Source organism: Paraburkholderia sp. 22098, assembly GCF_052045935.1.
In the GTDB taxonomy this organism is placed as follows: domain Bacteria; phylum Pseudomonadota; class Gammaproteobacteria; order Burkholderiales; family Burkholderiaceae; genus Paraburkholderia; species Paraburkholderia caledonica.
Map to the genome: position 1 here is coordinate 139,079 of NZ_JBQEPV010000006.1, position 19,880 is coordinate 158,958.

Below are 19,880 nucleotides of genomic sequence, written 5' to 3' on the forward strand. Positions count from 1 at the left end.
CTTATATTCCTTTGTGCTTCGCGCGACGTGGGCGCGGCTTGCCCATCAGCACGGGTTGGAAAACCACTGCACCAATGAGCGTGCAAAACAGCGACAGCGCCAGCAAGCGGCCCATGCTGGACGTCCCCGGATGGTGCGATAGCCAGAGGCTGCCGAACGCCGTCGCCGTCGTCGCCGCGCTGAACAGCACCGCGTGCGTCAGGCTCGACTGCAACAGGCCGGTCTGCCCGTTGCGCCACGCCATCACGAAGTAAATCTTGAACGCCACGCCGACGCCGAGCATCAGCGGCAACGCAATGATATTCGCGAAGTTCAGCGGCATGCCGAACACCACGCACAACTCGAGCGTGACGAGCGCCGACACAAGCAGCGGAACCAGCGTGCGCAGCATGTCGCCAACGCGCCGCAGCGCGACCCACAGCAGGATCGCGATGGACAGCAGCGCCCAGCACGCGGCCTGCAAGAACGCCTTGATGATCGTATCGGCGGAATGAAGGATTGAGATCGGGCCGCCAATCGCGCCGGGCTCGGCCTTTTTGACAGCATGGGCGAAGCGGGCGAGCGTGGCGTCGTCGTTCGGATCGGCGCCCGGCTTCACCTTCGGCGCAATGTCGACGAGGGCGCGGCCGTCCTTCGACACCCAGCCCTTCGAGATTTCCTTCGGCAGATTGTCCCGCGTGATTTCGGTCGGCTGCAGCAGGTTCTCCAACTGCTTGAGCGCGATGCGCAAAGGCTCCGACATCGCGTGTTCCGCGCGGTCGCGCGTGGCGGAGTCGGCTGCGGCGAGCTTTTGCAGCGTGACCGACAGATGTTGCGCTTCGGCGGCGCCTGGCCCCGGATGATCTTCGGCGGCGAGAGAAAGTTGATTCGACGCGCGCTTGAGCGCGGCGACGCGCACGGCGTCCGTGGCCTGTGGCGCCGGTTGCTGTTGCAGCGCGGGCAGCAATTGCTGCGCGGCGCTTGCGATCAGCATCATCTTTTGTTGCTGCTGCGCGGGAACGAAGGTGTCCAGCGTGGTGACGCGGCCCACTTCGGGCAACGCGCGCAACCGCTCGGCCATGCGATCGGCGTCGGCAAGCGAGGGCGCGAGCACATGCACGTTGTTCACCGCGGCCTCGGGCGAATCCTTCAGCGACAGCAGCGTGGCCATCGACTCGGTATGCGGATCTTTCAGGTGCAGCGGATTGAAGTCGAAGTGCAAACGCGTGAGCAACGGCGTTGCGCCGATCACGACGATCAGCGTGCCGATCAGCACGGGCTTGCGATGATGGGCGAGAAAGTCGTCGACGGGTGCCAGTTGCTTGAAGCCCGGCGACGCGGCTTCGCCCGGCGGGTTGAAGATCTTCAGCAACGCGGGCAGCAGTGTCATGTTGGTCAGATACGCGACGAACATGCCAACGCCGGCGATCTCACCCAACTCCGACACGCCGCGGTACGCGGTCGGCAGGAACGAGAAGAAGCTCAACGCGACCGCAACCGCGGCGAGCGTAAGCGGCACGCCGATACTGTGCGCGGTATGGGCAAGCGCGGCGGAGAGACGGTCGTCGCGATTACGCTCCTCGCGATACTTGACGCCGAACTGCACGCCGAAATCGACGCCCAGCCCGACGAACAGCACCATGAACGCAACCGAGATCATGTTCAGCGCGCCGACCATCATGAGGCCGAGCGCGGCGGTGATTGCGAGTCCAACGAACAGCGTGATGAAGACTGCGGCGATCATGCGTCCAGAGCGCAGCGCGAGCCACAGAATGATCAACACCACGACGAACGTGCCGATGCCGTTGAGCACCGCGCCGTCTTTGACTGACGCGAACTCTTCGTCCGCGAGCGGTTGTTCGCCGGTCAGACGGACGGTGGCGCCAAAACGCGAGTCCAGATGCAGCGAAGCCGCCGTATCGCGAATCGCCTGCGACGCGGTTGCCCCCGGCTCTAGCGCGTCGTAGTTCACGACCGGCTGCACGACCACGAACGCACGCGCCGGATTGGTCGCTGCGCTTTTGTCGACGAACGCGCGCCACGAGAAAGCGGCGGGCTTGCCGGCCAGTACGAGGTCCAGCGTGTTGGCGCTTTGCGACAACAGGCGGCTCATGTCGGAGAGTTTCACCTGACCGATCTGCAGCGGCAGCAGCAGGCTCGTGGTGAGCGTGCCTGCAAGTCCCGTGAGGCTGGGGTCATGCGCAAGCGTGTTCACGAGCGGACGCGACTGCACGAGTTGCGACGTGGTCGACATGACCTCTTCGGTCGATGGGAAAAGCAGACCGTTATGTTCGAAGAACGGCCCGCCGGCGGGCTGCGAGACCGCGACGAATTCCTTCGGCTCGGCTTTGAGCGCCGCCGTCAACGCATTCGCTGCGGCGTCGGCAAACTCGGGCGCGCGCGCCTCCACGACGACCAGCACCGTTTCGCCGCGATCAGGGAAGGCCTGGTCCATCGCGTGCTCGAGCGTGGACCATTCCTTGTCGGTTTCGATCAGGCGGCTGATGTCGGTGTTGATCTTGAAGTGATGCGCGACATAGATCCCGCTCAACACGGCGAGCACGATCGACAGTGCGATGATCCGCAACGGATGGCGCACCGAATAGGCGACGAGGCGAACAATAGATGACTTCAGCATGTAGGCGAACTTGGCCTTATCACGGGTAGCATTTTGACGAAAGTGCACAAGTATACAGAGCCGGAGCAATCCGGATCGTATTCGGCAGCAATGCGCGTAGCAAAACCGGCTCCCGGCGCAACATGAAAGGGCGGGAACGCAATGTCGTTATACTGGTCTATCCAGCTTTCGCCCCGATCTTGCTGGTCGACGGCGCACACTCTTTTCGGGTCTTGTCCAGCGTATGAAACGTTATCTGTCTGCTTTTCTGGCCGCAGCCGTAGTCTCAACGGCTGCCTATGCGCAAAGCTCGCCCGACGCGGTGGTAAAAAGTGCCGTCGAAGGTACGGTCTCCGCGATGAAGGCCGATCCGCAAGCGCGCGGCGGCGATATGGCCAAGATCACGCAACTGGTCGAGACGCGCTTCGTGCCGGCCACCGACTTCCAGCGCACTACGCGCATCGCGGTCGGCAAGGCATGGAGCACCGCCACGCCCGAGCAGCAGAAGCAGCTCTATGAGCAGTTCACGCTGCTTCTCGTACACACCTATGCTGCGTCGCTTTCGCAGTTGCGCGACCAGGACGTCAAGTTCAAGTTTGCGCCGGCCAATGCACCGGGCGCCGCGAAAGACGTCGTGGTGCAGTCGCACGTGATCAGCAATGGCGGCGACGACGCAATCGACTACCGGCTCACCAAGGGCCCGTCGGGCTGGAAGATCTACGACATCAATATGATGGGCGCATGGCTGATTCAGGTGTACCAGACACAATTCGCCGATCAGCTTTCCAAGGGCGGAGTCGACGGCCTGATCAAGTTCCTCACCGCGCATAACGCACGTAGCGGCGGGTAAGCTGGATCGGCAAGCCGATTGCCTGCGAGGTAGAAGCAGACCAACAAAAGAAAAAGCGCGGTGGCCTTAAAGCCACCGCGCTTTTTTATGCATGTTTATGCAGCGCGATTCAGAAGCGGCGCAGGGCCGCCCCGATTCGACGCTCAGTGCGCGGCCGTAGCCGTCTGCACCTTGCTGCCCTTGCCGGCCACCTTGATCTCTTCAAGCTTGATCTCGACGTGGCGCGAGAACACGTATTCAGCCGGGCGCTGCTTGTCCAGCGGGATGTCTTTGGTGAAAGCACCCGAAGTCTTCGGGCCGCGCAGGCTGACCTTCAATGCCTTCAGCGGATGCGCAACCGTATCCATCACGGCCGTAGCCTCAAAGCCGCAGTGGACCATACAGTCGGCGCACTTTTCGTAGTTGCCGGTGCCGTACTTGTCCCAGTCCGTGGTTTCCATCAATTCCTTGAAGGTCTTCACGTAACCTTCGCCGACCAGATAGCACGGCTTCTGCCAGCCGAACACCGTACGCGCCGGGTTGCCCCAAGGCGTGCATTCGTAGGTCTGATTGCCGGCGAGGAAGTCGAGGAACATGGCCGACTGGCTGAACGACCAGTTCTTGCCATTGTTGCCGCGCTTGAAGATTTCGCGGAACAGATGTTTGGTCTTGTCGCGATTCAGGAAGTGCTGCTGGTCCGGCGCACGCTCATAGGCATAACCCGGCGAGACGGTGATGCCGTCAACGCCCATTGGCCCGACCGTGTCGAAGAAAGCGGCAACGCGTTCCGGCACCGCGTCGTTAAACAGCGTGCAGTTGATGTTCACGCGGAAACCGCGGCGCTTCGCTTCCTTGATGGCGGCGACTGCCTTGTCGTACACGCCGTCTTGCGACACCGAATGGTCGTGCATCTGCTGATCGCCATCCAGGTGAACCGACCAGACGAAGTACGGGTTCGGCTCGTAGTCGTCCATCTTCTTTTCCATCAACAGCGCGTTCGTACACAGGTACACGAACTTCTTACGCGCGATGATGCCCTTCACGATCTGCGGCATTTCCTTGTGCAGGAGCGGTTCGCCGCCTGCAATCGACACCACCGGGGCGCCGCATTCGTCGACGGCGCCAAGGCATTCTTCCAGCGACAGACGCTGATTCAGGATGGGGTCCGGATAGTCGATCTTGCCGCAGCCATTGCAGGCGAGATTGCAGCGGAACAGCGGCTCCAGCATCAGGGCGAGCGGGTAGCGTTTGTTGCCGGAGAGGTGCTGACGCATGATGTATGCGCCGACCCGGACTTTCTGTAGCAGCGGAATAGACAAGACGTCCTCCTTAAACTTCGCGTGCGGCGAGTGGTTGCATCAGCTTCGATGGCAACTTGAATTCAACCTTCTCTTCACGGCCCGCCATCGTCGTGACATCGACGGGCCCCATTGCGCTTAGCGCATCGATTACGTTTCTGACCATTTCTTCCGGCGCCGAAGCGCCGGCCGTGATGCCGATGGTCTGCGCATTCGCAAACCATTCCGGCTTCACTTCTGAACCGTCGGCGACGAGATAGCTTGCCACGCCGCTTTCGCTGCCGATTTCCCGCAACCGGTTCGAGTTCGAGCTGTTTGTTGCGCCCACCACCAGCAGCACGTCCACCTGCTTGCTCAACTCGCGCACCGCGGCCTGGCGATTTTGCGTCGCATAGCAGATGTCGCGCGTGTCGGGGCCGACGATGTCGGTGAAGCGGCGCTGCAAGGCGTCGATAATGCCACGGGTGTCGTCTACCGACAGCGTGGTCTGCGTGACGTACGCGAGCGGCGTGTCGACCGGCAGCTGCAGATGCTCGACTTCGGCTTCGCTCTGCACCAGCAGCACCTTGCCCGGGATCTGGCCGATCGTGCCTTCCACTTCCGGATGCCCGGCGTGGCCGATCAGGATCAGCGTGCGCCCCGCGCTCACATATTGACGCCCCTGCACGTGCACCTTGGTGACGAGCGGGCACGTTGCGTCGAGCACGTCGAGACCGCGGGCTTCCGCGTCGCGCTCAACCGTTTGAGCGACGCCGTGCGCGCTGAAAATTGCCACAGCGCCTTGCGGCACTTCATCGAGTTCTTCGACGAAACGCGCGCCTTTCTGGCGCAGATTATCGACCACGTGACGATTGTGGACAATTTCGTGGCGTACGTAGACAGGCGCGCCGTGCTGCTGCAGCGCCCGATCGACGATCTCGATCGCACGAACAACGCCCGCACAAAAGCCGCGGGGTTGGGCAAGGATGACTCGCATAAGTTGGCGGACTCCGACTGACGCGGGTTTCGAGCAAGTCGGAAATTCTGACTTTATCGCCGCGACCATCTAATTAGTTGACGTCTTGAGCCCCGGCGACGTGCCGGTACAGCAAAACCAAACGCGCATTCTAACGCTATCACGCCAGCTTTGCTTTGCCGGGGCCGCTACAGTGTTGGGCGCACGCGGCACATGCCTTAGCTTTGCCAAAACCCATGCGGCAAAAATTGCACGCTGCACCGCTCTGGCGGAACCCTTAAACTACGTCGTCCTGTGAAGCGCTCGCGCCTCGCAATACAAAATGGTCGACGCTTGCTGCAAATTCGAGGGTAACGCTTAATGGGGTTGATGGCGGTGATTCTGTTTTTCCTTTCCTGTTTGTCCTTGCTGATCTGGATCGTGCTGCTGTTCGCCCGAGGCGGCTTCTGGCGCGCGCGTCCCGCCGCGCCGCTTACGCCCGAAGCGCGTAGCGCATGGCCCGGCGTGGCCGCCGTGGTGCCGGCCCGCAATGAAGTCGATGTCATTGCACAGGCCGTTACGACGCTGCTTCAGCAGGATTATCCCGGCGAATTTCACGTGATCGTGGTCGACGACCACAGCACCGACGGCACCGCCGACGCTGCCCGCGCAGCCGCACTGCAGCTGCAATGCCCGGACCGTTTGACCGTGCTGAGCGCGAAGCCGCTGCCACCGGGGTGGTCCGGCAAGGTGTGGGCGCAGTCGCAAGGCATCGAGGCGGTACGCACGCTCGGCTTGCCGGCCGACTTTTTGTTGCTGACAGACGCCGATATCGGTCATCCCGCGGAGGCCGTCACGCAACTCGTGGTCCGTGCCGACGTTGAGAAGCGCGATCTCGTCTCGCTGATGGTGCGGCTGCGCTGCGACTCGTTCTGGGAGAAAGCGCTTATTCCGGCCTTCGTTTTCTTCTTCGCGAAGCTGTATCCGTTCGCATGGGTCAACAATGCGCGCAATCGCACGGCGGCTGCGGCGGGCGGCTGCATGCTCGTGCGTCGTAGCGCCCTGGAGGAAGCCGGTGGCATTGAATCGATCCGGGCCGAGCTGATCGACGATTGCAGCCTCGCGGCGCGCATCAAGCATCGCGGCACCGGGCGCCACCCAATCCGGCTCGACGTGGCTGCGCGAAGCGTGTCGTTGCGTCCTTACGATAGCTGGCGCGACATCTGGAACATGATTGCGCGCACCGCGTTCACGCAGTTGCATTATTCGCCGCTGCTGCTGGCGGGCACGCTTGCCGGCATGACGATCATCTATCTGATGCCGCCGGTCGCCGCCATCGTGCTCGGACCAACGGGCTGGCCCGCCTGGCTCGCGTGGGCGGCCATGTGCTGCGCGTATGCGCCAATGCTGAGCTATTACCGCCGCTCGCCGCTATGGGCGCCGTTTCTGCCGCTCATCGCGCTGTTTTACGTAGGGGCGACGTTTGCATCGGCGGTGCGCTACTGGCGTGGCAAGGGCGGGCAGTGGAAGGCGCGCGTTCAGGCGCCCATGCAGTAACGTTGAATCGAGGCAGTAACGAAAAAGCGGCGCATTGCGCCGCTTTTCTTTTAGCCCTTTGTAAGCAGCATGTAGAGTTGAATCACCATGTCCGGTGAGAACGTGAACGGCACCCAGCCGTGACCGGTATGGCGCATTACCAGCAAACGGTCGCCGTTCGACTGCTTCTGCACGGCCATGACCGGATTTTTCGTCGACACGAAACGCCAGCCTGGCGGGATGCCCGGAGGAGGTTCGGGTGTCATCGAGGCGCGCGCGTTCGACAGTTCCTCGATGAGCTGGCCGATCTGCTCCGCACGCAATGCGACGGTCTGGCCGCCGATGGTCATGGTGATTTCGTTCTGCGCCGGACGGTTGATTTCCAGCGTGGGCAGAGCCGGGGGCGCAGCGGTTTGCGCGCCGGCTTCGCTGACCGCGGCGTCGGCCTCGGCTTGGGCTTGAACTTCGACCGTTTCCGATTCGACGTCCGGCACGGCATGTTCAGCCGGCGCGTGCTGCGCGTCAGCCTGGTTGCGTGTCTCGGGGATGCTTTGGGCCTGCGGGGCCACGACAGCCTGAATGAGCTGATCGACGCCCACTTCGAGCGCGCCGAGCTGTTCGTGAAGGTTCATGCGAGATTTCTCTGGTAAGACCCGCGATTTTAACTGCTGCGCGTAGGCTTTACCTTCCGCAAATACAGCGACGTTGTAACAAAATGCTCGCGCTACGGCTTGAGATAGCCCGCATGCCGGAACCAGTCGAGCGCATCGCTCAGGCCCTCACGGTACGGACGCGCCCGGTAGCCCAGTTCGCGTTCCGCCTTGGCCGAACTGAAGTACATCTTGTTCTTCGACATCTTCAATCCATCAACGGTGACGAACGGTTCGCGCTTCGTGAACTTCGCGACAGCTTCCGCACCCATCGCGAGCGGGTAAAGCGGCCAGCGCGGCAAGCTGATGGTGGGGGCTTTGCGGCCGGTGAGTGCCGCGATGTCCGCGAGCATCTGTTGAAGCGGCAGATTTTCGCCGCCGAGAATGTAGCGTTCGCCGATCTTGCCGCGCTCCAGCGCCAGAAAGTGCCCGGCTGCGACGTCGTCCACGTGCACGAGGTTCAGCCCTGTGTCGACGAAAGCGGGAATCTTGCCGAGCGCCGCTTCCACGATGATGCGCCCGGTCGGCGTCGGCTTGACGTCGCGCGGGCCGATAGGTGTGGACGGGTTGACGATCACCGCCGGCAGGCCGTCTTCGGCGATCATGCGTTCCACTGCGCGTTCGGCCAGCACCTTGCTGCGCTTGTAGACGCCAATGGCCTGATCTGCTTTGAGCGGCGATGTTTCGTCGGCTGAATTGCCGGCGCTCGTCACCTTCAGCGTGGCCACGCTGCTCGTGTACACGATGCGCTCGACGCCTTCTTTCAGCGCCGCGCGCATGGTCGCCTCCGTGCCCTCCAGATTCGAGCGTTCGATTTCGCTCGGGTCCGGCGCCCACAGCCGGTAATCGGCGGCGACGTGCAGCAGATAGCGCACGCCGCGCAGCGCGTTGCGCATGGACGCTTCGTCGCGCATATCGCCGACGACGATTTCCGCGTCGAGGGACTCGAGGTTCTGACGCGGGCTGGTGGCCCGCACCAGTACACGCACCTTGAAGCCCTTCTGTTGCGCGATGCGCGCCACCGACGAGCCGACAAAGCCGGATGCGCCGGTCACGAGCACGAGATCGCCATTCTGTTCGGTCATTCTGTTTCCGTTCCCTGCGTGACAGTCGGGGGATTGTACGTGGCGAGCGAGGGCCGCGTCGCCGACGGCTTGCGCACGGACCGGTCCACAACCGTCGACGCGGCTATTCCAACCCGCGTTCTGCAAGCAGGCTCGCCGCGACGCGACTAGAATGCCCGCTTGAAAGATTGCGAGGAGAGAACGGCATGTCCCCAGATCTGGATGAGCGGATCGAAACGTATTACGTGCGCGTGCGCGGCACCGTGCAGGGCGTCGGCTTTCGTCACGCGACCGTGCGGCAGGCGCACGCGTTGGGCATCAAGGGATGGGTTGCGAATCTCGACGACGGTTCAGTCGAAGCGATGTTGCAGGGCACGGCGAATCAGGTCGACCGGATGCTGTCGTGGCTGCGGCACGGGCCGCCGGCCGCGCGCGTGACCGAGGTAGCCGGCGAAGAGCGCGTGACCGAAAAACGCTACGAGCGTTTCGAACAGCATTGAACGGCGCGTAAGCACATCGGCGGGTTGAGAGCCCGCCGCCCCTTTGGCCGTTGTGCGCTATTGCGCTACCAACAGGCTTTCGGCAAATCCCCACTCGTTTTCCAGCCATTGATGGCTGCACACGAATCCCGCATCGTCGGCGATCGCGGGCATTTCGTCGGCGCGATACTTGTGGCTGCTCTCGGTCCAGATCGTTTCGCCTGCCCTAAGCGACACCGTCAGATTCGCGGCGGCGATATGCGCGGTAACGTCACGCGTTGCACGCAAGTGCATCTCGACACTGCGCGCGTCCGGATTGAAACGCGCGACGTGCTCGAATGCGTCGAGCGGAAAATCGCCGCCGAGTTCGCGATTGATCCGCGCGAGCAGGTTCAGGTTGAACGACGCCGTGACGCCGATTGCGTCGTCGTAAGCGGCGATCAGCGTGGGCGTGGGCTTGATGAGGTCGGTGCCGAGCAGCAGCGCGTCGCCGGGCGCCAGCATGTTGCGAATGTCGCGCAGAAAGCGCGTCGCGGCCAGTCTGCCGAAATTGCCGATCGTGCTGCCGAGAAAGAGTACGAGTAAGCGTTCGTCGGCTGCGCGCTTTTTGCTGACTTCAGCGAGACCCGCCAGATAATCGCGCTCATAGCCGACAATAGAAATCCTTTCGATGTCGCCTAATTCGCGCCTGCACAACTGCAACGCGGTGCGCGAAATTTCAATCGGGCAGTATGAAGTGGGGCGCTTTTTACACAGCGCTTCGAGAATGCGGCGCGTTTTGCGGCCGCTGCCGCTGCCGAGTTCGGCGACGGTTACGTCGTGCGGAAGATGCTCGACGATGTCCACCGCGTGCTTCGCCAGCAGCCGCTCCTCAGCGCGTGTCACCCCGTATTCGGGGAGCACGGTGATCACTTCGAATAATGCGGAACCGACTTCGTCGTACAGATACTTCGAGGGCAACTCTTTCTGCGGCGCATGCGTGAGGCCGCTGCGGACGTCGGCGGCGAACGCGGAACGTTGATCGGGTGATGCGTCGTGCGAGAGGGCTGGCTGGGTCATGCTGGCTCCAGTAGTCACATGCGATGAGCGGGATGGTTGGCCGGAGACGGCACGCGGGATCGAAACGATTGGTGCGTGCCGCGGAGGAAGCGGGCCGCCATGCGGCCGGGCTCGTTGATGTCGCAAACGCTGATTGCAAACGTTGGTTGCAAACGCTGTAGCAGAAGCGGGAAGCAAGATTCGCGCTTGATCGACGGAGTTGCTTGTCGAACGCGCACAGCTGCCTCCCGCGCGCGTGAAGTTATGTTCTAGTTCATCGACGCGCGTTCTGCACGGATTAATTGCTGCCGCAAGAATGAAAGCGACGCGAAGTGTGCCCGTGCCGCGTCGATAATCCGGCTAGAATGCCCGGCTTGCATCGCCGGATAAAACTACAAGAAGCGGCGCGACACGCGCTGCGGCTCAGGACCTTCACTTCCAATGACAACGAGAATCGCGGTGCGCCGCCATGTTGCGCCACGTGCGCATGCGCTCGCGCCGCAAGGCGAAGCTCCCGCACAGCGGGGCGCACGATGAATCAGTATTCGCCGAAACGCGGCATTGCCTTATCGGTTAGCGCCTGCGCAATGTTCGCTCTGCTGTCGGCTTACGCGACGCTGCTCGCACCGCTCACCGGCCTCGATATTTTCGCGTGGCGTATCGTCTGGACCGTGCCGGGCGCACTGCTGCTGGTTGCGTCGCGCAAGCGCATGCCAATCCTGCGGCAACTTCTTTACCGGATGATGACTCAGCCCGCGCTAGGCGTTGCGATGCTCGCCGCCGCCGCGTTGCTCGGCGCGCAATTGTGGGTGTTTCTGTGGGCGCCGTTGCACGGCCGGATGCTTGAAGTGTCGCTCGGCTATTTCTTGTTGCCGCTCGTGATGGTACTGGTCGGGCGCTTTTACTATCACGAGCGCCTCGACGGTTTGCAGTGGGCAGCCGTGATATGCGCGGCTGTGGGCGTGGGTCATGAACTGTGGGTGACGGGCGCTTTCTCGTGGCCGACGTTGCTCGTTGCGCTCGGTTATCCGCCGTACTTCGTGTTGCGGCGCAAAATCAAACAGGATTCGCTCGCGCTATTCACCGTCGAGATGATCTTGCTGCTGCCTGTCGCGGTGGCAATGATCGTGACCGGCGGGTCGCTCACGCTGATCTCCGGACGCCTCGACATGTGGCTTCTGCTGCTGCCGGGGCTGGGCGCGTTGAGCACGCTCGCGCTGGCTTCGTATCTGACCGCGAGCCGCTTATTGCCCGTCGCGTTGTTCGGCATTCTCGGTTATGTCGAGCCGGTATTGCTCGTGCTGGTGTCGATCACGTTGCTCGGCGAAACGTTGAGTGCTGCGCAGTTGGCCACGTACATCCCGATCTGGATCGCGGTCGTGCTGACAGCGTTGCACAGCATGCGGATCGTGCGCTTTGCGTGAGACTCGAGCGCCTGCCACGACCATGTTGCTTTGCGTTCACTTGTACGTTTACTTTTGCGCCGCCGCGCGCTGATCTTTCGTCGGCGAAGGCTCCAACTGGCTTTCTATCGCTTCACGAAGCGCAGGCCGCCAGCCGGTGTAGAACAATGCTTCGGCCAGCACGAACAGCGGTCCGATCAGAAGACCGACTACGTCATCGACAAAAGCCGGCTTACGGTGCTCGTAGGCAATGTGGCCGATGAACTGAAACACCCAGCCGACCGCGAAGAGGCCGACGCCAGTCGCCAGCCAGACCGGCGTGGACTGCGCCGCGATCCATTGGCCAAACACGATGCAAAGCGCGGACACCGCTGTCATCAACAAACCCAAAGGCACGTCGAGCACCAGGTAATAGAGCGTGGCCGCCGAGAACAACAGCCATGCGGGCGATAGGACCAACGGCGGCGCGGTTAGCGCGAAAGCCGGACGGCTCAACAGCACTGCCAATGCAAGCACGATCATCGGGATGCCGATGAAATGCGTGGCGATATTGCGCCGGTCGCGATGGTAAGCCGCATACTGCGTAAGCTGTTGCGTCAGCGTTCTCATGGATGCCGCTCCTTCGTCAAAGCCAGCATAATCGCGGCGATTGGAATCTCAAACCATCGGGTAGCCGACAATCGGTATAAGCGCGATTCAATGACCGCAAATATTCCTCGTACTCAGCTTGCCACGCTGCTGTCGAACAGTGCATGGTTCCGCTCGGCACCGGCGTCTCTGCAGACGCAATTGATCGACGCGGGCCGGATCGAGCGCCTTGCCGCCGGTCAGCGTCTGTTCACGCGTGGCGATGCAGATAACGGCATCTATTGCGTGCTTGGCGGCGTGGTGCGAATCGGCGCAGCGAGTGAGAGCGGCAAGGAAGCATTGCTTGCTGTGATCGAACCGGTGAACTGGTTCGGCGAGATCGCGCTGTTTGACAATCGTCCGCGAACGCACGACGCGTATGCCGAACGCGATACCGAACTGTTTCATGTGACGCGCGCGGCACTCGTCGCGCTGCTTGAACGTACGCCGGCCCATTGGCACACCTTCGGCTTGCTGATCACGCAAAAACTGCGTCTTGCCTTCGATGCAATAGAGGAAGCCGCGTTGCTACCCGCCGCGCAACGCGTTGCGCGACGACTGTTGCTAATGGCGGGTGGATATGGCGAGGGGGAAACCATGCGACGTGTCATCAACGTGCCCCAGGAAGATCTCGCGATGATGCTCGCACTGTCGCGGCAGACCATCAACCAAGTGCTCAAGCAGTTTGAAACGCAGGGCGCGGTCAAGCTTGGTTATGCGGAAATCCAGATAGTCGACAAAGGCCGACTTCACGAGCTTGCGCAGTTGGGCCTGGATACACGTTGACGGCTTGAGAGCGCCATTGCCGCAGATTTCCTCTGCTACGACAACGCGAAAGCTTGCGCAAAAAAAAGGCGAGTCATACGACTCGCCCTCCCTGAACGGCATTGCCCGGCTTCAATTAATAGCTTTATTCTTCTAATGCCTGGTTGGCCGGTGTGCCGGAACCGTGCACGTGTTATTGCGTTTTGGTCGTGCCGGTCTTTGCGCCGTCAGCGCTCACCGGCGCATTGCTGGCCTCTTGCGCGCCGTCCGTTTTCTTGTTCGCTGCGCTGGAGTCGGCCGGAGTCTTCTTCACGGCGTTGTGCTTCTTCACAGTGTGTTTGGAGGACGTCTTCACATGCGACTTCGCGGTCGTGCCTGAAGGTGCTTTCGCGTGAGTGGTGGTGTCATTCGACGCGCCGGTTTGCACGGCGGTGCTTGCCTTCAGATTCGCCTGGCCTGCGGGCTGCGTTGCTTCGGACGGTGCCGGTGCGGCAGTCTGAGCGAAAGCGGTTGACACGAGCAGAGCGGAAGCGAGAGCAGCGAAAAGCGTCTTCATGGTGTGACTCCTTGTTAAACCGGTGGATTCCTGCGAGCTTCTGTTTCGCGGCTGGATTTATTCAGCGCTGCCGGTTTAACGCAGCCGGGAAGACAGCAGTTGACGATGTTCTGGTGACAAAACGTAACGGCAGAAACATATCGGGCTGCTGACTACTCTTCCGGCCTTCCTGCTCTCGACGATTTAAGACTTCAAACGTTAGTTAAATGGATTGTCCACGACACCCGGTTTCGCGTCTGGCTCGTCTTTCACTTTAGCGGGCAGTCCCGGATGCGCCTGCAAAGCTGCGACGATTGCATCCACCGCTTCCTTCAATGCGAGCGCAGCCTTCAGCCCTCGCTGGTCTTGCGTCAGTTCGAGCGTGCCGTTCAGCACGACGCGCTTCGTACCGTTGCTCACGGTCATTGCGTCGCCCTGAAGGTTGAGTACGTCGTCATCGTTCGAATAGGGTTTAAACACCTTTGAGTCCTCCCGGTCGCTGATCTTTGAGGTTCTCCGGAATGCCCGGAAAGCGAATGCCCGATGCTGCTTCGAGTTCGTGAATCGTTCTGATTTCGTAGCGATTCGTCGACACATTGTCGACCACTACCGCGAACGCGAGTTGCCGCGAAGGTACGTAGACGACCTTGAACAACTGCGTTGGAACGAACACGCGCGTGGGACCGATCGTCTGCAGTTGCTGACCGCTGAACATCGGACCCGTGACGACATACGTGTCGTCATAAGCCGTTGCGATTTTGCGCACGGACGTTTCAATGCGCGCCCACAGCCGTTGATTGTTTTCGCGATTTTGCGGCACGATGTTCGCGAGCGAAAACGATTGTGCCATCGCCTGCTCATTCCAGCGATTTCCCGCAGGGCTCATATGTCCGCGGTCGAAGCCGCTGCGCTTGTAATCGGCGAGCGTTGCGCCTTCGCCGTCGGGCAAGCGCGCGTCTTCGAAGAACTTGTTGGTGCGCACCATGTCTTTCGCGGCTTCAATATGATCGCGCGTCAAATGTTCGGCGGACCACAATGGACCGTGTGTAATGCCCGAATGCATGACGGCGAAATCGCTATAGCAAAGCATGCGCGTTTTGGGCGCCATCTTCTGATTGGTCAGAACGGGCCATTGCGCATTAGGTGTGAACTGGGTGCAGGAAGGCGCCGCAGTTGCGTGAGTGGCAACTGCAACGAGCAGACAGGCGAACCACTTCTTCATGGGTTAATCGGTGAAAAGAGAGGGGCGCAAAGTATAGCGTCGAGCGTGATGATCGAGCGATGTAAAAGAGCGGGGGAGAGCGTAGCGAAGAACGGCAATGTGACGGTCGCGCGCCGGAACCGGCACGTGACGCGACGTCGCACAGGCAAAAAAAATGGGCCGCCTTGCGGCGACCCTAATGCGTGGACTTCCGACACTACGCACGCAAACTTAAGACAAGCTTAAATGCGTGCGTCGCGGAAAACGGTCCGTCAATCGGCGAAAGGGAACAGTGCAGAGTGGTAAGCCGACGGATTTCGCACGCGCGCCTTGCGACGCGCGTGCGGGAACATCGACCGAGTGGAAAGGGTGCTGGAATTAATTGCCGAACACGCTGTTTTCGGCGCGCACGTTTTGACGATCGACGGCTTGCAAGCGCCAGAAGCCGCTTGTCGGCGCGCGGTTGCGCACGGCCGTCCACGCTGCGTCGCCTTGGGCGGCGCTCACGCGCTGCTTACGGTCGACATGCAATCCACGCAGCGTACACAACGGTGCGTCCGTGCTCGGCGCGCAAAGTGTCGTCACGCCACCTTCGTCGCGTAATTCGCCCCACGGGGGCAGATCGATCCCTTGATGCGCTTCTCTCGACCACCGGCGTTGGTCGGTGTCGAGCCATAGCACAGCGTAGTCGTGACTGACGGTGGGATCGGAACCGTTGATGAGGATGGTCAGGCGCATATCAGTTCCGTGCAAAGTACTCAGAATTGCTTTAACAGTCTATGTCGCGACGCTGGTTATTCAAGGCAAATGGTAAGACTTGTGCACGAAAATACGGACGCTACATGTGCACGGCTGTACCATGTTCGCGTCGCGATCCGGCCTCCGCTTTTTACTGCGCTGTCTTGCTTCTTCGTTGCCGCTGCACCGATCCTGGAGACGTGTCATGCAGCATCAATTTCTGCGTTTTGTGGCGCTGGTCGCGTGCATAAGCGCGGCGCCGGCGCCTGGTCTTGCAGCGGATAAAGCGTCGTTCGCCGAGCCTGCGCCCATCGTCTACGTGTCGGATTTCGAACTGGACGTCGCGAACGTTGCGCCGGACAGTGGCCCCGGCCAACGCGCGCGCCGTCTGCGCGGTTTATTGCCAAGCGGGCCGGGACCGTTGGACCACAACGCGAATCCGCAGGAGCACGCAAAGAACATCGTCGACGAAATGGCGGAGGCGCTCACGGCCGATCTGCGCGAAGGCGGCGTCGACGCACGGCGCATCGCGCCCGGTCAAACTTCGCCGGCCGCGGGCTGGCAAGTGCGCGGTGTCTTCCTGAGCGTCGACGACGGCAACCGTCTGCGGCGTGCCATGGTCGGTCTCGGCGCCGGTCAGACCGACATTCAGGTCGCCGTGTCATGCGACAGTCTTGCATCGGCGAGTTTGCCGCCTCTCTATGAAGCCGTGGAAGAGGCCGACAGCAAGCACGGGCCGGGCGCTGCCATCAAGCTCAATCCGTATGTGATCGCAGCGAAGTTCGTCATGGCGAGCGGCGACGAGAAGAAGACGATCAAGAAAACGGCTCAGCAGATTTCCGATGCCGTCATCGCCAGGCTTCACGCCGCCGCGCCGTGATCGTCAGGCGAGATCCAGCGGCGCGGTCAAATCGCCGAGCGGCGCCAAACCGTTCTTTGCGAACGCACGATCGCGGGCCACGACGCCGTCAAGCGGCGCCAGTCCATGCACGCGGCTGATCAGGCGAAGAATCGAATTCGTGTCGTACACGGTGTGATCGACATAGCCTTTTTTGGCGAGCGGTGAAATGACCAGCGCCGGAATCCGCGAGCCCGGACCCCAGCGGTCGCCATTCGGCGGCGCGACCGGATCCCACCAGCCGCCGTTTTCGTCGACGGTGACGATCACGACCGTATTAGCCCATTGCGGACCCTTCTGGATATGCTCGATCACAGTTGAGATGTGCCGGTCGCCGGATTCAACGTCCGCGTAGCCGGCGTGCATATTCAGATCGCCCTGCGGCTTGTAGAAGGTGACCGCGGGCAGACGTCCCGCGTCGATGTCGGCGATCAGGCGGTTGGTCGATGCGTCGCTGCCGAGACCCGCATCGCGCAGATATTTACGCCGCGCGGTCGTGCCAGGCGCGTAGTTGGCGAAATAGTTGAACGGCTGGTGGTGATACTGGAAGTCGGGCACGGCACCTGTGTCCTGATGTTCCAACGCATATTGCCAGGCCCCGCTGTACCAGGCCCAATCCACGCCCTTGTCCGTGAGACGGTCGCCAATCGTCGCGTAATTCTGCGGCGGCAGCACCCGCGGATTCGACGCATCCGCGAAAGCCGGGTTGCCGCCTTCCGCCGGACGCACGTTGCTCGGCTGGTATGGCGGTGCCATCGTATTCACGGCATAGCCGTCGGCGGTAAATGCGCCGTCGTTCACGAATTTCGGCGGACCGTCGAGTGCCGATGCGGGCGAGTCGGAAGCGAGCTTCAGCCGCGCACCGGTCAGGTCGTCGCCCTCGACCACGGAGACCATCTTTCTCGCCGGGCTGTTGTGCACATCCGGATAGAACGGCGCCTGCGCCGAGATCAGAAAGATGTGGTTCAGCCACGAGCCGCCAAACGCTGCCATGAAAAAGTTATCGCACAGCGTGTATTGCTGAGCGAGGCTCCAGAGCTTGAGCGTATCAGCGGAATTTCGGTAATGCCCCATGACGAGTCCGCCCGAATCGCCCCACGCGGCGAACTGATTGTTGCGCCCGGCGTTGATCTGCATCTGGTTCTGATAAAAGCGATGCACGAGATCGCGCGTGATCACGCCAGTGGGCAACGGCGCGCCTCGCGCGTCGGTCAAATGGAACGGCCCATTGCGCAGATTGCCAATGTCCTTCTGGCCGATCATGTAGCGCTTGCCGTCCACTTCCTGCGCCTGCGGCACCAGGCCGCCCCAGATGGCTGGCAAGCGCGGCATCGGCGTCTTGCCGTCGCGGTCGAGTTGCAGATATCGCTCGGCAGTTACTTTATCGAGCGGATGCTGGATGCCTGGGAAATTGCCATACAGGTTTGCGAAGCTGCGGTTCTCCACGTAGATCACCACGATCTGCTTGACCTGGTCGTGCAGCGCGGCGTCGAGCCGTAAATCCGCGGCGGTACGCGGTGCGACTTCGCTCGCAGCCTGTCCGGTCTTGCAGCCGGTCAGTGCAAGCCCGATGCCGACGGCCGCGAGGCCGGTAAGAACACGGCGGCGTTCGGGATTGTGCGGATCGTCTGTGGCGCTGGAGGCGTTGTCTGAGCTACCGGGGTTCGGCGGCATGGAGGAGTCGTGGTCTGTCATCGGTCGGTTCCGAAGTGTGCGTGGCGAGCGCTCAGGTGCGGCTCGGGGCGGCGCGCAAAACGCCGGCGGAAGCTACGATTCGTTGCGGATACGGCTGGACGTGCAGTTGAACTACTGCGTCAATAGATGCGGCGGTTTTTCCAGCTAAGGCAATCGGCGTTTGACGCGCCAACTATTGTGCGTTGCATCGACGGCGAGCAGCAGCCAATGTCTCGCGTTGACGGGGTGGCGTTTCTGCGTCGCATAACCGTCTACCGTCAGTTCGAGTTCGTCGTGCGCTCGCAAATGACAGGTGGCATTAGCGCCGGAGCCGTCTGCAAACTCGACGACCGCGACCACCGCAGCGGCCGTTCGCTCCGACTTCGGCAAGTGCGCTATGTGCACCGCACACCCAGGATAGAGATGCGAATCGGCAACCTGAATCTGCACGGAATCAGACATGAGCGTGGCTTCCGGACGCTTGTGCGGAACGAAGGCGCGGCAGCGGGGCCTCGCGCAGCGGACCGCATCAAAGCATAGCACCGCAAAGACGCTATGATGCTGATCTGACCTCGACGAACAGCAGAAAACGGCAGCCAAGATGGCAAAAGAAGAGCAGACAGGAGCGGGACGCAAGCAGGCAAAGCCACGCGCTATGGCAGCGCCGGCTTCGCATCACGGCGAGATGTCGTCGGCGCAAAAAGGCGGCGCCGATTCGACTGAATCGATCCGTTCTACCGCCAACACCGCCAGCGCCGCGAATGCCGACGAAGACGGCGCCGGCGGCTCGACGTATCTCGTGCCGGGCCTTGAGCGCGGGCTGCGCATTCTCTCGGAATTCAGCGCACGTGAGCCGGTACTGGGCGCGCCGGAGTTGTCGAAGCGCATCGGCATTCCGCGCACCACCACCTTCCGCTTATTGCAGACGCTCGAAGCGCTCGGTTTTCTGGAGCGCGTCAACGGCGACCGTTACTTCCGCCTGAGCGTCGCCGTGCTACGCCTCGGCTTCGAATATCTGAATTCCCTGGAATTGACCGACGTCGGCACGCCGATTCTCGAACGTCTGCGCGACGCGACGGGCCTGAGTTCGCATCTGCTGATCCGCGATCAACGCGACGTGGTGTTCGTCGGCAAAGCGCAAACCCATGAGCCGATGTTCAGTTCGGTGAAAGTGCACGTCGGTACGCGTTTGCCCGCGCATGCCACCGTGCACGGCCAGGTGCTGATGGGCGACCTTACTTTCGACGAGCTGCGCCAGTTGTATCCCGAACCGCAACTGGAGCGTTACACCGAGCGCACGCCGGCCACCGTCGAAGAGTTGTATGGAAGAGTGCGCGAAAGCGCGGCGCTCGGTTATGCGCTGAGCGAGGCGTCGTTCGAGCGCGGCATCTCCGTGGTGAGCGCGCCGGTGCGCGATCAGAGCGGCAAGATCGCGGCCGCGTTGACCGTCACGATCCCGCGTTCCGATCTCGGCGAGACCGAAGAACGCGAGCGGCTCGTTACCGCCGTTTGCCAGGCCGCGCTCGAGTTGTCCGAGCGGCTCGGCCACCGTCCGCGCGCCGACGAACCGACGGTGATGCAAGCTCGCCGCAAACCCGTCGCGGCGAGCTAGTTC

General features: G+C 61.8%; 20 protein-coding genes. 7 read left to right on the top strand and 13 right to left on the bottom strand.

Going from position 1 to position 19,880, the window contains the following annotated elements; genetic code table 11:
• Position 1: 1 nt before the first annotated feature.
• Entirely contained in the window at positions 2-2,617 is a 2,616-nt protein-coding gene (locus ACTJLB_RS14555) for an MMPL family transporter (protein WP_088175465.1), read from the bottom strand.
• Positions 2,618-2,840: 223 nt separating this feature from the next.
• Here ACTJLB_RS14555 and ACTJLB_RS14560 point away from each other — a divergent pair, with 223 nt between their 5' ends.
• Positions 2,841-3,446 (top strand): MlaC/ttg2D family ABC transporter substrate-binding protein, encoded by a 606-nt coding sequence (locus ACTJLB_RS14560; protein WP_020068662.1) that lies wholly within the window; start codon positions 2,841-2,843, stop codon positions 3,444-3,446.
• 143 nt (positions 3,447-3,589) lie between these two features.
• On the opposite strand, the gene hpnH is transcribed toward ACTJLB_RS14560, so the two are convergent.
• On the bottom strand, positions 3,590-4,744 hold the full coding sequence (gene hpnH / locus ACTJLB_RS14565; protein WP_020068663.1) for an adenosyl-hopene transferase HpnH: 1,155 nt from the start codon (positions 4,742-4,744) through the stop codon (positions 3,590-3,592).
• 10 nt (positions 4,745-4,754) lie between these two features.
• A complete protein-coding gene (gene ispH, locus ACTJLB_RS14570; protein ID WP_027779014.1) occupies positions 4,755-5,699 on the bottom strand; it encodes a 4-hydroxy-3-methylbut-2-enyl diphosphate reductase in 945 nt (314 codons plus the stop codon).
• A 348-nt stretch (positions 5,700-6,047) separates the two neighbouring features.
• Here ispH and ACTJLB_RS14575 point away from each other — a divergent pair, with 348 nt between their 5' ends.
• A complete protein-coding gene (locus tag ACTJLB_RS14575; protein WP_440783818.1) occupies positions 6,048-7,214 on the top strand; it encodes a glycosyltransferase in 1,167 nt (388 codons plus the stop codon).
• A gap of 50 nt (positions 7,215-7,264) precedes the next feature.
• Here the strand turns inward: ACTJLB_RS14575 and ACTJLB_RS14580 are convergent, their stop codons facing one another.
• On the bottom strand, positions 7,265-7,825 hold the full coding sequence (locus tag ACTJLB_RS14580; RefSeq protein ID WP_310356276.1) for a hypothetical protein: 561 nt from the start codon (positions 7,823-7,825) through the stop codon (positions 7,265-7,267).
• Between the two features lie 92 nt (positions 7,826-7,917).
• Positions 7,918-8,928, bottom strand: a complete 1,011-nt coding sequence (gene hpnA, locus ACTJLB_RS14585) for a hopanoid-associated sugar epimerase (protein WP_027779011.1) — start codon at positions 8,926-8,928, stop codon at positions 7,918-7,920.
• A gap of 185 nt (positions 8,929-9,113) precedes the next feature.
• Here hpnA and ACTJLB_RS14590 point away from each other — a divergent pair, with 185 nt between their 5' ends.
• Positions 9,114-9,407: an acylphosphatase gene (locus ACTJLB_RS14590; protein ID WP_020068669.1), complete on the top strand. Its 294-nt coding sequence runs from the start codon at positions 9,114-9,116 to the stop codon at positions 9,405-9,407.
• 57 nt (positions 9,408-9,464) lie between these two features.
• Here ACTJLB_RS14590 and egtD read toward each other — a convergent pair whose 3' ends face one another.
• On the bottom strand, positions 9,465-10,445 hold the full coding sequence (gene egtD / locus ACTJLB_RS14595) for an L-histidine N(alpha)-methyltransferase (protein ID WP_440783673.1): 981 nt from the start codon (positions 10,443-10,445) through the stop codon (positions 9,465-9,467).
• A 512-nt stretch (positions 10,446-10,957) separates the two neighbouring features.
• Between egtD and rarD the strand changes: the two genes are divergently transcribed.
• The gene (gene rarD, locus ACTJLB_RS14600) at positions 10,958-11,848 is read left to right on the top strand and encodes an EamA family transporter RarD (RefSeq protein WP_087751879.1); all 891 of its coding nucleotides are present in this window, start codon (positions 10,958-10,960) and stop codon (positions 11,846-11,848) included.
• Positions 11,849-11,896: 48 nt separating this feature from the next.
• Here rarD and ACTJLB_RS14605 read toward each other — a convergent pair whose 3' ends face one another.
• Positions 11,897-12,436: an Mpo1 family 2-hydroxy fatty acid dioxygenase gene (locus ACTJLB_RS14605; protein ID WP_440783674.1), complete on the bottom strand. Its 540-nt coding sequence runs from the start codon at positions 12,434-12,436 to the stop codon at positions 11,897-11,899.
• Positions 12,437-12,526: 90 nt separating this feature from the next.
• Here ACTJLB_RS14605 and ACTJLB_RS14610 point away from each other — a divergent pair, with 90 nt between their 5' ends.
• Positions 12,527-13,240, top strand: a complete 714-nt coding sequence (locus tag ACTJLB_RS14610; RefSeq protein WP_440783675.1) for a Crp/Fnr family transcriptional regulator — start codon at positions 12,527-12,529, stop codon at positions 13,238-13,240.
• A 172-nt stretch (positions 13,241-13,412) separates the two neighbouring features.
• On the opposite strand, the gene ACTJLB_RS14615 is transcribed toward ACTJLB_RS14610, so the two are convergent.
• From ACTJLB_RS14615 to ACTJLB_RS14630, 4 genes are all read right to left on the bottom strand, one after another.
• Complete coding sequence (locus ACTJLB_RS14615; RefSeq protein WP_020068674.1) at positions 13,413-13,775, bottom strand: hypothetical protein; 363 nt, start codon at positions 13,773-13,775, stop codon at positions 13,413-13,415.
• Between the two features lie 198 nt (positions 13,776-13,973).
• Positions 13,974-14,234, bottom strand: a complete 261-nt coding sequence (locus ACTJLB_RS14620) for a hypothetical protein (RefSeq protein WP_027779006.1) — start codon at positions 14,232-14,234, stop codon at positions 13,974-13,976.
• Positions 14,227-14,976, bottom strand: a complete 750-nt coding sequence (locus ACTJLB_RS14625; RefSeq protein WP_440783676.1) for a DNA/RNA non-specific endonuclease — start codon at positions 14,974-14,976, stop codon at positions 14,227-14,229. The genes ACTJLB_RS14620 and ACTJLB_RS14625 overlap by 8 nt, the downstream gene beginning before the upstream one ends.
• A gap of 357 nt (positions 14,977-15,333) precedes the next feature.
• Positions 15,334-15,693 (bottom strand): DUF3564 domain-containing protein, encoded by a 360-nt coding sequence (locus ACTJLB_RS14630; RefSeq protein ID WP_020068677.1) that lies wholly within the window; start codon positions 15,691-15,693, stop codon positions 15,334-15,336.
• A gap of 205 nt (positions 15,694-15,898) precedes the next feature.
• Here ACTJLB_RS14630 and ACTJLB_RS14635 point away from each other — a divergent pair, with 205 nt between their 5' ends.
• Positions 15,899-16,573: a DUF4410 domain-containing protein gene (locus ACTJLB_RS14635; RefSeq protein WP_440783677.1), complete on the top strand. Its 675-nt coding sequence runs from the start codon at positions 15,899-15,901 to the stop codon at positions 16,571-16,573.
• Positions 16,574-16,576: 3 nt separating this feature from the next.
• Here the strand turns inward: ACTJLB_RS14635 and ACTJLB_RS14640 are convergent, their stop codons facing one another.
• Both ACTJLB_RS14640 and ACTJLB_RS14645 read right to left on the bottom strand, forming a co-directional pair.
• Positions 16,577-18,286 carry an acid phosphatase gene (locus ACTJLB_RS14640; RefSeq protein WP_440783678.1) on the bottom strand — a complete coding sequence of 570 codons (1,710 nt, stop codon included), beginning with the start codon at positions 18,284-18,286 and terminating at the stop codon, positions 16,577-16,579.
• A 144-nt stretch (positions 18,287-18,430) separates the two neighbouring features.
• A complete protein-coding gene (locus tag ACTJLB_RS14645; RefSeq protein WP_020068680.1) occupies positions 18,431-18,727 on the bottom strand; it encodes a hypothetical protein in 297 nt (98 codons plus the stop codon).
• Between the two features lie 139 nt (positions 18,728-18,866).
• Between ACTJLB_RS14645 and ACTJLB_RS14650 the strand changes: the two genes are divergently transcribed.
• A complete protein-coding gene (locus tag ACTJLB_RS14650; protein WP_440783679.1) occupies positions 18,867-19,877 on the top strand; it encodes an IclR family transcriptional regulator in 1,011 nt (336 codons plus the stop codon).
• Positions 19,878-19,880 lie beyond the last annotated feature (3 nt).